Source organism: Staphylococcus sp. HMSC62A08 (assembly GCF_001839105.1).
GTDB classification, from domain to species: Bacteria; Bacillota; Bacilli; order Staphylococcales; family Staphylococcaceae; genus Staphylococcus; species Staphylococcus caprae.
The window spans coordinates 49,002-62,655 of the sequence record NZ_KV840030.1; the positions used below are offsets into that span (position 1 = coordinate 49,002).

Sequence of the window (13,654 nt, forward strand, 5' to 3'; positions counted from 1 at the left end):
GAGTCATTTTGATTGAAGAAACATGTCTACAGTCTAAAGCTATGGTTTGAGTAGCCTTTTTTATATAAGATTTAAAAGAGGGAGTAGTAAATCATGGATGAACAACAACAGTTAGCTCATGCGTATCATTCAAATAAATTGTCACATGCTTATTTATTTGAAGGTGATGATGCACAATCAATGAAACATGTGGCTGTCAACTTTGCGAAATTGATTTTATGTGATGAAAATCATCAATGTGAACTGAAAGTTGATACGTTTAATCATCCTGACTTTCTGTATGTTTCCTCAGATGAAAATACGATAAAGAAAGAACAAATTGAACAACTTGTACATCATATGAATCAATTACCTATAGAAGGTAATTATAAAGTGTACATTATTGAAGAATTTGAAAAATTAACTGTTCAAGGTGAAAATAGTATATTAAAATTTTTAGAGGAACCACCAAAGAATACGATTGCGATTTTACTATCTACGAAACCTGAACAGATTTTAGATACGATACATTCTAGATGTCAGCATGTTTATTTTAAACCCATTGATAGAGAGCAGTTTATTGAGAGGTTAGTTGAAGCATCTCTAACGAGACCTGTAGCAGAAATGGTAAGTACATATACGACTCAAGTTGAAACAGCAGTAGCATTAAATGAAGAATATGATTTAACTTCCTTAAGAAAATCAATTATTCGTTGGTGTGAATTAATCTTATCAAATAAATCAATGGCTTTAATTGGCATTATAGACTTGCTTAAACAAGCTAAAAATCGTAAATTACAATTGTTAACTTTAGCAGCAGTCAATGGATTTTTCGAAGATATGATGCATGCAAAAGTGAATATAGAAAATCATTTTATCTATAGTGATTTGAGTGTTGAAATGAAAAAATATGCGGAAAGTTTAACGTTTAACCAAATGGTTCTGATGTATGATCAAATTACAGAAGCGCACAAAAAATTGAATCAAAACGTTAATCCAACACTCGTATTTGAACAAATAGTTATAAGAGGTGTGAGATAAAATGCCAAATGTTGTAGGTGTTCAGTTTCAAAAAGCAGGGAAATTGGAATATTATGCGCCTAATCAGCTAGATGTGAATGTTGGCGACAGAGTTGTCGTTGAGTCCAAAAGAGGCATTGAAATAGGTTTGGTAAAGTTTCCGCCGAAAGATGTCGCTGATGGTGATGTGACTTTACCTTTAAAGGAAATCATTCGAATAGTCAATGAGGAAGACGAGGAACAGTATTATAATAATGAGCGAGACGCTGAACAAGCATTAGAATTATGTAAGAAAGTTGTTAAAAATCAAAATTTGGACATGCGCTTAGTTAATTGTGAGTATACATTAGATAAGTCAAAAGTTATCTTTAATTTTACGGCAGATGATCGAATAGATTTTCGTAAATTAGTAAAGGTATTGGCTCAAAATTTAAAAACTAGAATTGAATTACGTCAAATTGGGGTAAGAGATGAAGCGAAGTTATTGGGTGGCATAGGTCCATGTGGACGTTCGCTTTGCTGTTCTACTTTCTTAGGAGATTTTGAACCTGTATCAATTAAGATGGCAAAAGATCAAAACTTATCATTAAATCCAACTAAAATATCAGGTGCTTGTGGTCGCTTAATGTGTTGTCTTAAGTATGAAAATGATCACTACGAAGAAGCAAGAGCGCAGTTGCCAGACGTAGGTGCTTCAGTACAAACACCTGATGGCAGTGGAAAGGTAATTGGATTAAATATTTTAGATATTTCTATGCAAGTAAAAATAGAAGGTCTTGAACAACCACTAGAATATAAGATGGAAGAAATTGAAGCAATGAACTAAGGAGGTTTAGCGACCTTTGAATAGAAATGAATTATTTGAGAGATTAATGAGACTTGAACGTAATGTAGGTCAGTTGACCCAGGATATGACTGAACTGAAAGATTTAGCTGTTGAACTCGTCGAAGAGAATGTAGCGTTGCAAGTTGAAAATGACAATTTAAAAAGGTTGATGGACAAAGGTGAAGCGTCATCAGAGCATAATGATGAAAAGTCTCATTCTAAGCACATTAAAACACCGTCTCCTAGTAAAGACAATTTAGCTATGTTGTATAGGGAAGGCTTTCATATATGTAAAGGTGAATTGTTCGGTAAACACCGTCAAGGCGAAGATTGTCTCTTGTGTCTAAATGTATTAAGCGATTAAAGTTCAATTGAGGACGAAATGATTAAAGTTAAGGGTGTATTATAAGTATGACATTTCAATCATGCTATAATGACATCCTTTTTTTAGGAGTAAGTAGGATGCTTAAGGATAATGAAAGAATTGATTATTTAATTAAAGAAGGTTATGAGATTATCCAAAATGATGATGTCTTTTCATTTTCAACGGATGCCTTATTGTTGGGATATCTCACTGAAGTGAGGAAGAACGATCGCATTATGGATTTATGTTCAGGTAACGGAGTGATTCCGTTATTGTTAGCTGCAAAGTGTAACCAAGATATTGAGGGCATTGAGATACAAAGTCAATTAGTTGATATGGCACGTCGTAGTTTTGAACGAAATGATTTAGAAGAACGATTAACCATGCATCTAATGGACTTAAACAATGTATATGATACATTTAAACCTTCTCAATATACATTAGTTACGTGTAATCCTCCTTATTTTAAAATGAATCAACTGAATCAACATCAGAAAGAAGCACATAAAATTGCACGTCATGAAGTGAAGTGTAATCTTGCAGATTGTGTAAAATCGGCGAGACATTTACTAAAAGAAGGTGGACGATTAGTTTTAGTTCATCGTGCGGAGAGGCTTATGGATGTCTTAAATGAAATGAGAAATGCTAAAATTGAACCAAAGAAGCTCTCATTTATATATAGCAAAGTGAATAAAACTGCTCAGACGATTGTAGTTGAAGGTCGAAAAGGTGGAAAACAAGGATTAGAGATCCGAAAACCTTTCTATATATACAATGAAGATGGGACATATAGTGATGAAATGAAGGGCATATATTATGGATAGACATTTTGTTTATATTGTTAAATGTAATGATGGTAGTCTGTATACGGGTTATGCAAAAGATGTTGAAGCACGCGTAGCGAAACATAATGATGGTAAAGGTGCCAAATATACCAAAATAAGACGTCCGGTAGAGTTAGTTTATCAAGAAATGTATGAAACTAAATCCGATGCGTTAAAGAGAGAATACGAAATAAAAACATTTTCAAGACAACGGAAATTAAAAATGATTAAGGAGGGATAGCATGGCAACGTTATTTTTAGTGGGCACACCCATTGGCAATTTAGCGGATGTGACGTATCGCGCAATAGACACATTGAATAACGTAGATATGATTGCATGTGAAGATACAAGAGTGACACGCAAGTTATGTAATCACTACGAAATAAAAACACCTCTGAAATCATATCATGAACATAATAAAGAACAACAAACAGCTTATTTAATTGAACAATTGCAATCCGGATTGGATGTCGCATTAGTTTCTGATGCAGGACTACCTTTAATCAGTGATCCAGGCTATGAACTCGTTGTGGAAGCACGTCATCAGAATATTAGTGTAGTCCCTGTCCCTGGTCCTAATGCAGGGCTAACAGCCCTAATGGCGAGTGGTCTACCTTCCTTTACGTATACGTTTTTAGGCTTTTTACCTAGAAAAGAGAAAGAAAAAATAAATGTCTTACAACTTAGAATGTATCAAGACAGTACGCTAATACTTTACGAATCCCCTCATAGAGTGACAGATACGTTGAAAGCAATTGCGAAGGTAGATTCTCAGAGACGTGTCTCAATCGGTAGAGAATTAACTAAGAAATTTGAGCAACTTATGACTTTACCAGTAACACTGATGCTTGAAACAATCCAGAATGGTGATATACCAATGAAAGGTGAATTCGTCATTCTAATCGAAGGCGCTTCACCTATTACGAATCATTCATGGTTCGAAGATTTAACTGTTAAGGACCATGTAAATCATTACATTGAAAATGATAAAGTTAAACCGAAACAAGCGATTAAAACGGTTGCTTCAGATCGTGGTATGAAAACTGGAGAAGTTTATAATATTTATCATGATATAGACTAAAAACTTTCATGTTTTCATATATATTTTATTAGTGATGAATTCGTATGAAAACCACCATAAAACACTGATTTTATGGTATTGTAGTAAAGATGATGACAATTAATTTTCAAATGATGTGAGAATGTAAACACGGATACATAGTAGTGCGCTACTTCATTGAAAAGAAAAATAAATTTAGATATCATTTATTATGTAATTAATGAGGAGGACCAGTGATGGCTAAAGATACGTTTTATATAACTACCCCAATTTATTATCCAAGTGGGAATTTACACATCGGTCATGCATACTCAACTGTTGCAGGCGACGTCATTGCGCGCTATAAAAGAATGCAAGGATATGATGTTCGTTACTTAACAGGTACGGATGAACATGGCCAAAAAATTCAAGAAAAAGCTCAAAAAGCTGGTAAAACAGAATTAGAATATTTAGATGAAATGATTGCTGGAATTAAAAGTTTATGGGATAAACTTGAGATTTCAAATGATGACTTTATTCGAACTACTGAAGAACGTCACAAGCAAGTTGTGGAAAAAGTATTCGAAAGATTATTAAAACAAGGCGATATTTATTTAGGTGAATATGAAGGTTGGTATTCTGTTCCAGATGAAACGTACTACACGGAATCACAACTCGTAGATCCAGTTTATGAAAATGGTAAAATCGTTGGCGGTAAAAGCCCAGATTCTGGACATGAAGTTGAACTTGTGAAAGAGGAAAGTTACTTCTTCAATATTAATAAATACACAGATCGACTATTAGAATTTTATGATGAAAATCCAGACTTTATTCAACCACCATCTAGAAAGAATGAAATGATCAATAACTTTATCAAGCCTGGATTAGAAGATTTAGCTGTTTCTCGTACATCATTTGACTGGGGCGTTCGTGTTCCATCAAATCCTAAGCATGTGGTATATGTATGGATTGATGCACTAGTTAACTATATTTCTTCATTGGGTTATCTTTCAGAGGATGAAACGTTATTTAGCAAATATTGGCCAGCAGATATTCATTTGATGGCTAAAGAAATTGTACGTTTCCACTCTATTATTTGGCCGATTTTATTAATGGCATTAGATTTACCTCTACCTAAGAAAGTCTTTGCACATGGCTGGATCTTAATGAAAGATGGTAAAATGAGTAAATCTAAAGGCAACGTCGTTGATCCGAATGTATTAATTGATCGTTACGGTTTAGATGCAACACGTTACTACTTAATGCGTGAGTTACCATTCGGTTCTGATGGTGTGTTCACGCCAGAAGCCTTTGTTGAACGTACGAATTATGACTTGGCGAATGACTTAGGTAACTTAGTTAACCGTACAATTTCAATGATTAATAAATACTTCCATGGTGAATTACCAGCTTACCAAGGTCCAAAACACGAACTTGATGAGGATATGGAAGCAATGGCGCTTGAAACAGTTAAGAACTTTAATGAGAACATGGAAAGTTTACAATTCTCTGTTGCATTGTCTACGGTTTGGAAATTTATTAGCCGTACGAATAAGTATATTGATGAGACACAACCATGGGTATTAGCTAAAGATGAAAGTCAACGTGACATGCTCGGCAATGTGATGGCACACCTTGTTGAGAATATTCGTTTCTCAGCTGTTTTACTACAGCCGTTCTTAACACATGCACCAAGAGAAATGTTTAAGCAACTTAATATCAATAATCCTAAATTAACAGAATTAGAAAGTCTCGAAAGTTACGGTGCACTCACTGAACCGATTATGGTTACTGAAAAGCCATCACCAATTTTCCCAAGATTAGATACAGAAGCAGAAATTTCTTATATTAAAGAATCAATGCAGCCACCTAAATCTGAGGAAAAAGAAGAAGTACCAAGTAAAGAACAAATTGATATTAAAGACTTCGATAAAGTTGCAATTAAAGCAGCAACAATTATAGATGCTGAAAATGTGAAAAAATCTGATAAACTATTAAAAATTCAAATTGATTTAGATAGTGAGCAGCGTCAAATTGTATCAGGAATAGCGAAGTTCTATAAACCTGAGGATATTATTGGTAAAAAAGTTGCTGTAGTAACAAATTTAAAACCTGCAAAATTAATGGGTCAAAAATCTGAAGGTATGATTTTATCTGCTGAAAAAGATGGCGTTCTTACATTGGTAAGTTTACCAAATGCAATTCCAAACGGAGCAATTGTTAAATAATATTGCAGAGAGATAGGAGAGATAATGATGTTAATCGATACACATGTCCATTTAAATGATGAACAATATGATGAAGATTTAAATGAAGTGATATCACGTGCGAGAGAAGCAGGCGTAGATAGAATGTTTGTAGTGGGATTTGATACGCCTACAATTGAACGTACTATGGAACTCATAGATAAATATGAATTTGTCTATGGTATTATCGGTTGGCATCCTGTCGATGCAATTGATTGTACGGATGAGAGATTAGAGTGGATTGAACGTCTATCTAAACATCCTAAGATTATCGGCATTGGTGAGATGGGCTTAGACTATCACTGGGATAAATCTCCTGCTGACATTCAAAAGGAAGTATTTAGAAAGCAAATCGCTCTAGCTAAACGTGTACAATTACCTATTATTATTCATAATCGTGAAGCGACTCAAGATTGTGTTGATATCTTGATGGAAGAGCATGCCGAAGAAGTGGGTGGCATTATGCATAGTTTCAGTGCCTCACCTGAAATTGCAGATGTAGTTATTAACAAATTGAATTTCTACGTCTCTCTAGGTGGCCCAGTTACTTTCAAAAATGCGAAACAACCTAAAGAAGTTGCGCAACATGTGCCAATGGATCGCTTATTATGTGAAACAGATGCACCATACTTGTCGCCTCATCCATATAGAGGTAAACGCAATGAGCCAGAACGTGTCACATTAGTAGCACAACAAATTGCAGACTTACGTGGCATGACATATGAAGAAGTATGTCGCCAAACGACTGAAAATGCTGAGCGTTTATTTAAATTAAAACAATAATTTACAGTGAGAAAGGTGTCCAACTTTAAAGGGATGAATATCATCACACTTTTAAAAGTTCGAGACATCTTTCTTATTTTTTATAAAGTTAGAGTGCCGGCATAGTAAAATATGAAATGTAGTGAAGCTCGTTGATAAAGTAAAATGAATGAAGAAGTTTGTTAGTATTTTATTATTTTGATTTACTTTTATAAAATAAGGATAAACGACTTAAACATTGTTGGAAGGTATAAATATGAAGATTAATGAATTTATCGTAGTTGAAGGCAGAGATGACACAGAGCGTGTTAAAACTGCTGTAGAATGCGATACAATAGAGACAAATGGAAGTGCAATAAACCAAGAAACATTAGATGTTATTCGTCATGCGCAAGAAAGTAGAGGCGTGATTGTATTGACTGATCCTGATTTCCCGGGTGATAAAATCAGACATACCATCCGTGACAATGTACCTGGCGTTAAACATGCGTATTTAGATAAAGAAAAGGCAAAGAACAGAAGAGGTAAAATTGGTGTTGAACATGCGGATGTTAAAGACATTAGAGAAGCATTGATGCATGTGAGTTCACCATTTGAAGAAGCGGAAGAAACCATTGATAAAAGTGTCTTGATTGATTTAGGGCTAATTATTGGGAAAGACGCTAGACGCCGACGAGAAATCTTAGGACGTAAATTGCATATCGGTCATTCTAATGGTAAACAATTATTAAAAAAGCTGAACGCTTTTGGTTATACTGAGCAAGATGTAAGAGACGCTTTACTTGATGAAGAAAGAAGGGAGAAATAAATGGAACATAAAGATATTGCTACACCATCTCGTACCCGTGCTTTACTAGATCAATATGGATTTAATTTTAAGAAGAGTTTAGGACAAAACTTCTTAGTAGATGTGAATATCATTAATAAGATTATTGAAGCCAGTCAAATTGATGAAACAACAGGTATCATTGAAGTTGGTCCTGGTATGGGATCATTAACTGAGCAACTTGCTAAACACGCAAAAAAAGTCATGTCATTTGAAATAGATCAAAGACTTATACCTGTCCTTAACGATACACTCTCTCCTTATGATAATGTCACAATTATTAACGAAGATATCTTAAAAGCTGATATTGGAAAAGCGGTCAATACATATCTTGATGATTGCGATAAAATTATGGTTGTGGCTAATTTGCCTTATTATATTACGACACCTATATTACTTAATTTAATGCAGCAGGATATTCCTATCGATGGTTATGTAGTGATGATGCAAAAAGAAGTAGGTGAGCGCCTGAACGCTAGTGTAGGTACTAAAGCGTATGGGTCGCTTTCTATCGTCGCACAATATTACACTGAAACAAGTAAAGTTTTGACCGTCCCTAAATCAGTGTTTATGCCTCCTCCAAATGTGGATTCAATTGTCGTAAAACTGATGCAACGCGAGAAACCCCTTGTAGACATCGATGACGAAGAAGCGTTTTTCAAATTAGCGAAAGCAGCATTTGCACAACGACGTAAAACAATTAACAATAACTATCAGAACTTTTTCAAAGATGGGAAACAGTATAAATCTTCTATTCTGAATTGGTTAGAAAATGCAGGAATCGATCCTAAACGACGTGGCGAAACGCTTACAATACAGGATTTTGCAAAATTATATGAAGAAAAGAAAAAATTCCCTGAATTAGAAAATTAAAATATTGACAAAGGTCTTTTACCTTGATAAAATTTAAATTTTATTTGACGAAATCGCTATAAATATGGTATTATGTAACTTGTAGCGAGGTGGGGCAATATGCCAAAATCAATTTTGGACATCAAAAATTCTATTGATTGTCATTTAGGAAATCGTATTGTACTAAAAGCCAATGGTGGACGCAAAAAGACAATTGAACGCTCAGGTGTTTTAAAAGAAACGTATCCTTCAGTATTCATTGTCGAATTAGATCAAGACAAACACAACTTTGAACGCGTATCTTATACATACACTGATGTGCTTACTGAAAACGTACAAGTTTCATTTGAAGAAGATAATCATCAAGAAGCAGTTGCACACTAATCAGAAACATATATAAGAGTGATGTATTACTCTAAAATTTATAGTTTTATATTATATTTATTAAGGTGAGTATTGGGCAGTAGGTTCAATGCTCTTTTTTCTGTCTTGAAAAGTATTGTGGATCATTGCTCAAGGTCAATGAAGAGGTCGGGACATTATTTATTATGTCTTTCCCATCAAGCATATTTAAGTAATTCTGCAAACAATGCAAGTTGGGTGCATGCCAACGAAATTAATATTGCTAAATGATATTTTTGTTCGACACTCTTTATTCAATTTTATATTTTAAAAAATCAAAAAACGTATATTATTACTTTTCAAAATGTATTTCATTAAGATTTTACGAAAAATTGAAGATAATCTATCAAATATTTAAGACCTTTATGTTAAAATCATCTTAATAACAATTCGAAGCGAGGGCGGAAAAATGATATATGAAACGGCACCAGCCAAAATAAATTTTACGCTCGATACCCTTTTTAAAAGAGATGATGGTTACCATGAAATTGAAATGATTATGACTACAATCGATTTAAATGATCGATTATCTTTTCAAAAGCGTAAAGATAAAAAGATTGTTGTAGATATCGAACATAATTATGTTCCTAACGATCATAAAAATCTTGCCTATAGAGCGGCTAAATTGATGGTGGAGACCTATAATATTAAAGAAGGGATTACGATTACCATTGATAAAGATATACCAGTTTCGGCTGGATTAGCAGGCGGTTCTGCAGATGCAGCAGCTACAATGAGAGGGATGAATCGTTTATTTAGATTAGGTAAGTCTTTAGATGATTTATCAGCACTAGGTATTCAAATTGGTACAGATATCCCTTTTTGTATTTATAATAAGACTGCTGTGTGCACTGGGCGAGGTGAGAAGGTGACTTTTCTAGATAAACCACCTTCTGCATGGGTAGTTTTGGCTAAACCGGATTTAGGAATATCCTCACCGGATGTCTTTAAAGCATTAAATTTAAATGAACAGCATGTCGTGTATAATGATTTGTGTAAACAAGCATTAAAAACGAATGATTATCAACTGTTATGTAAAAGCTTATCTAATCGATTAGAACCTATTTCAATATCTATGCATCCGGAAATAAAGAAACTTAAAGATAATATGTTGCAATGTGGCGCAGATGGTGCATTAATGAGTGGGAGTGGACCAACTGTTTATGCTTTAGCGCAAAAGGAACGACAAGCTAAGAATATTTTTAATGCAGTCAACGGATGTTGTAATGAAGTATATTTAGTAAGATTATTAGGATAGAAAGGTTTGACACAATGAGATATAAAAGAAGCGAACGTATCGTGTTTATGACACAATACCTTATGAATCATCCGAATAAATTAATACCTCTCACTTTTTTCGTAAAAAAATTCAAACAAGCGAAATCTTCTATTAGTGAAGATGTACAAATTATAAAGAATACTTTTCAGAAGGAAGAATTGGGAACGGTTATTACTACTGCCGGCGCAAGTGGTGGCGTAACGTACAAACCGAAGATGAGTAAAGCGGAAGCGACGGATGTCGTGAATGAAGTCATTACGCATTTACAAGAAAAGGAACGCTTATTGCCTGGCGGTTACTTATTCTTATCTGATTTAGTTGGGAATCCTACTTTACTTAATAAAGTAGGTAAATTGATTGCAAGTATTTATATGGATGAACAACTCGATGCCGTTGTAACGATTGCTACGAAAGGTATATCGCTTGCTAATGCAGTAGCAAACGTATTAAATTTACCTGTAGTGGTTATTAGAAAGGACAATAAAGTAACTGAAGGTTCTACGGTATCCATCAATTACGTTTCTGGATCTTCTAGAAAGATAGAGACTATGGTGTTATCAAAACGTACTTTAGCTGAAAATTCCAATGTCCTCGTAGTAGATGATTTTATGAGAGCTGGAGGCTCTATTAACGGAGTTATGAATTTAATGAACGAGTTTAAAGCTCACGTAAAAGGGGTATCAGTACTTGTAGAATCGAAAGAAGTAAAACAAAGATTGATTGAAGATTATACTTCCTTAGTAAGATTATCAGATGTTGATGAGTACAATCAGGAATTTAAAGTAGAACCAGGCAATAGTTTGTCTAAATTTTCTTAAAAAAGGAGCATTACACATCATGAAAACGATTAATACTAACAAAGCACCAGAAGCATTAGGACCTTATTCACATGCTACAGTCATTAATGACTTAGTTTTTACATCAGGTCAAATTCCATTAACACTTGATGGAACAATTGTAAGTGACGATGTACAAGAACAAACTAAGCAAGTTTTAGAAAACTTAACTGTGGTATTAAAAGAAGCAGGTTCTGATATAGATTCTGTTGTAAAAGCAACAATCTTTATTTCTGATATGAATAATTTCCAAAAAATAAATGAAATCTATGGAAACTATTTCGGCGAAACGCAACCAGCACGTAGCTGCGTTGAAGTCGCACGTTTACCAAAAGACGTGAAGGTTGAAATTGAATTGATAGGTAAAGTTAAGGATTTATAATTTTCTTTTAAAAATATTGTCAAGCTTCTAATAATATAAAGATATACTAGGGGGGCTCACTACATGAAAGTGACAGATGTAAGACTTAGAAAAATACAAACAGATGGCAGAATGAAAGCACTTGTTTCCATTACACTTGATGAGGCATTCGTAATTCATGACTTACGTGTAATCGAAGGAAACTCAGGTCTATTCGTCGCAATGCCAAGCAAACGTACACCAGATGGTGAATTCCGCGACATCGCGCACCCTATCAACTCTGATATGAGACAAGAAATTCAAGATGCCGTGATGAAAGTATATGATGAAACAGATGAAGTCATTCCAGATAAAAATGCGACTTCAGATTCAGATAACGAAGAAACAGATGAAGCTTAAATAAAAATATAAAATTAAAGTATGAAAAATGGTCAACGTTTCGAGAGAGGGGCGTTGACCTTTTTTTGTCCATGGTACGTGTAATTGTTCATTGATACTTACAAAAGTAAAAATGTTTATAAAAAATTAACGATTAGTTAACAAAAACTTTTAAAAGTTGAAAGTCTATTAGTTGTTAAATTATAATAATTATGAAGTGTAAATTTTTATGGAGGGTTAGCATTCATGCAAAGACATGCGATTATTTTGGCAGCAGGTAAAGGCACAAGAATGAAATCAAAAAAATATAAAGTGCTACATGAAGTTGCTGGCAAATCAATGATTGAACATGTTCTCAACAGTGTTAAACAATCTGGAGTTAATCATATTGTAACTATCGTTGGGCACGGCGCAGAAAGTGTCAAAGAAACTTTAGGTGAACAATCATTATACAGTTTTCAAGAAGAGCAACTTGGAACAGCACATGCTGTAAAGACGGCACAAGAACACTTGGCGGAAAAAGAAGGGACCACTTTAGTTGTATGTGGAGATACGCCATTAATCACATCTAAAACACTACAATCTCTTATCGATCATCATGAAAGTACAAATTCACAAGTGACTGTTCTTTCAGCCTCAACTAGCCAACCACATGGCTACGGTCGAATTGTTAGAGATTCAAACCATTTGCTACAACGTATTGTTGAGGAAAAAGATGCGAGTGAAACTGAACGTGAGATTAACGAAATTAGCTCAGGCATTTTTGCCTTCGATAACCAAGTATTATTCGATAAATTAGCACAAGTGAAAAATGATAATGCACAAGGAGAATACTATTTACCTGACGTCTTGTCACTCATCATAGAGGATGGCGGTAAAGCTGAAATTTACCATACAGATGATTTTGATGAAATTATGGGCGTCAATGATCGAGTGATGTTGAGTGTAGCTGAAAAGCATTCCAAAAACGTATTAATGATTTCCATATGAGAAATGGTGTAACGATTCTTGATCCAAACTCAACATATATTGGTCCAGACGTGGAAATTGGAATGGATACAACAATCGAACCAGGTGTGCGTATTGGAGGCCATACAACAATCGGTGAAGATGTACTGATTGGTCAGTACTCTGAAATTAATAATAGTACGATTCATTCGAATGCTAACATCAAACAATCTATCATCAACGACTCAGTTGTAGGCGAGAAAACAAAAGTAGGACCATTTGCCCAATTGCGACCAGGCTCAAATCTTGGTGCAGATGTAAAAGTTGGAAACTTTGTTGAAGTGAAGAAAGCAAGTCTTAAAGATGGCGCGAAAGTATCACATCTAAGCTATATTGGCGATGCTGAAATTGGAGAACGTACGAATATTGGTTGTGGTTCAATCACTGTCAATTACGATGGGGTAAATAAATTTAAAACTATCGTAGGTAAGGACGCATTTATAGGATGTAACACAAATCTAATTGCACCTGTGACAGTAGGTGATCATACACTGATTGCAGCAGGTTCTACGATTACGGATGACATTCCTGAAGACAGTTTAGCGTTAGCGCGTGCACGACAAGTTAATAAAGAAGGTTATTTGAAGAAGTAAATAGCGAAAAAGTAAAGCGTGTAATCAAATGATTAAAGTGGAAATGAGTTTATCATCG

At 34.5% G+C, this 13,654-nt stretch carries 15 protein-coding genes and 1 pseudogene; all 16 read left to right on the forward strand.

Annotated features, from left to right (window positions below; translation table 11 throughout):
* Window positions 1-93: 93 nt before the first annotated feature.
* The 16 genes and pseudogenes from HMPREF3264_RS03610 to glmU all read left to right on the forward strand — a co-directional run bounded on the left by HMPREF3264_RS03610 (window position 94) and on the right by glmU (window position 13,596).
* Window positions 94-1,020, forward strand: a complete 927-nt coding sequence (locus HMPREF3264_RS03610; RefSeq protein WP_070871959.1) for a DNA polymerase III subunit delta' — start codon at window positions 94-96, stop codon at window positions 1,018-1,020.
* A gap of 1 nt (window position 1,021) precedes the next feature.
* Window positions 1,022-1,825 carry a PSP1 domain-containing protein gene (locus HMPREF3264_RS03615; RefSeq protein ID WP_002445714.1) on the forward strand — a complete coding sequence of 268 codons (804 nt, stop codon included), beginning with the start codon at window positions 1,022-1,024 and terminating at the stop codon, window positions 1,823-1,825.
* A 16-nt stretch (window positions 1,826-1,841) separates the two neighbouring features.
* Window positions 1,842-2,189, forward strand: a complete 348-nt coding sequence (gene yabA, locus HMPREF3264_RS03620) for a DNA replication initiation control protein YabA (protein WP_002445713.1) — start codon at window positions 1,842-1,844, stop codon at window positions 2,187-2,189.
* 98 nt (window positions 2,190-2,287) lie between these two features.
* A complete protein-coding gene (locus HMPREF3264_RS03625) occupies window positions 2,288-3,013 on the forward strand; it encodes a tRNA1(Val) (adenine(37)-N6)-methyltransferase (protein ID WP_070871960.1) in 726 nt (241 codons plus the stop codon).
* Complete coding sequence (locus HMPREF3264_RS03630) at window positions 3,006-3,254, forward strand: GIY-YIG nuclease family protein (RefSeq protein WP_002445711.1); 249 nt, start codon at window positions 3,006-3,008, stop codon at window positions 3,252-3,254. Before HMPREF3264_RS03625 ends, HMPREF3264_RS03630 begins: the two co-directional genes overlap by 8 nt.
* Window position 3,255: 1 nt before the next feature.
* Window positions 3,256-4,095 (forward strand): 16S rRNA (cytidine(1402)-2'-O)-methyltransferase, encoded by an 840-nt coding sequence (rsmI, locus tag HMPREF3264_RS03635; protein ID WP_070871961.1) that lies wholly within the window; start codon window positions 3,256-3,258, stop codon window positions 4,093-4,095.
* Between the two features lie 215 nt (window positions 4,096-4,310).
* On the forward strand, window positions 4,311-6,281 hold the full coding sequence (gene metG / locus HMPREF3264_RS03640) for a methionine--tRNA ligase (protein WP_070871962.1): 1,971 nt from the start codon (window positions 4,311-4,313) through the stop codon (window positions 6,279-6,281).
* A gap of 27 nt (window positions 6,282-6,308) precedes the next feature.
* A complete protein-coding gene (locus HMPREF3264_RS03645; protein WP_037541881.1) occupies window positions 6,309-7,082 on the forward strand; it encodes a TatD family hydrolase in 774 nt (257 codons plus the stop codon).
* A 235-nt stretch (window positions 7,083-7,317) separates the two neighbouring features.
* Window positions 7,318-7,869 (forward strand): ribonuclease M5, encoded by a 552-nt coding sequence (gene rnmV, locus HMPREF3264_RS03650; protein WP_002445707.1) that lies wholly within the window; start codon window positions 7,318-7,320, stop codon window positions 7,867-7,869.
* A complete protein-coding gene (gene rsmA, locus HMPREF3264_RS03655; RefSeq protein ID WP_070871963.1) occupies window positions 7,870-8,760 on the forward strand; it encodes a 16S rRNA (adenine(1518)-N(6)/adenine(1519)-N(6))-dimethyltransferase RsmA in 891 nt (296 codons plus the stop codon).
* Between the two features lie 99 nt (window positions 8,761-8,859).
* On the forward strand, window positions 8,860-9,123 hold the full coding sequence (veg, locus tag HMPREF3264_RS03660; protein WP_001832193.1) for a biofilm formation stimulator Veg: 264 nt from the start codon (window positions 8,860-8,862) through the stop codon (window positions 9,121-9,123).
* Between the two features lie 427 nt (window positions 9,124-9,550).
* Window positions 9,551-10,399, forward strand: a complete 849-nt coding sequence (gene ispE / locus HMPREF3264_RS03665; protein ID WP_002445705.1) for a 4-(cytidine 5'-diphospho)-2-C-methyl-D-erythritol kinase — start codon at window positions 9,551-9,553, stop codon at window positions 10,397-10,399.
* Between the two features lie 14 nt (window positions 10,400-10,413).
* The gene (gene purR / locus HMPREF3264_RS03670) at window positions 10,414-11,238 is read left to right on the forward strand and encodes a pur operon repressor (protein ID WP_002445704.1); all 825 of its coding nucleotides are present in this window, start codon (window positions 10,414-10,416) and stop codon (window positions 11,236-11,238) included.
* A gap of 19 nt (window positions 11,239-11,257) precedes the next feature.
* Entirely contained in the window at window positions 11,258-11,638 is a 381-nt protein-coding gene (locus HMPREF3264_RS03675; RefSeq protein ID WP_002445703.1) for a RidA family protein, read from the forward strand.
* Between the two features lie 63 nt (window positions 11,639-11,701).
* The gene (gene spoVG, locus HMPREF3264_RS03680; RefSeq protein WP_002445702.1) at window positions 11,702-12,016 is read left to right on the forward strand and encodes a septation regulator SpoVG; all 315 of its coding nucleotides are present in this window, start codon (window positions 11,702-11,704) and stop codon (window positions 12,014-12,016) included.
* A 225-nt stretch (window positions 12,017-12,241) separates the two neighbouring features.
* Window positions 12,242-13,596, forward strand: a pseudogene (gene glmU / locus HMPREF3264_RS03685) (bifunctional UDP-N-acetylglucosamine diphosphorylase/glucosamine-1-phosphate N-acetyltransferase GlmU).
* The last annotated feature ends 58 nt before the right edge of the window (window positions 13,597-13,654 follow it).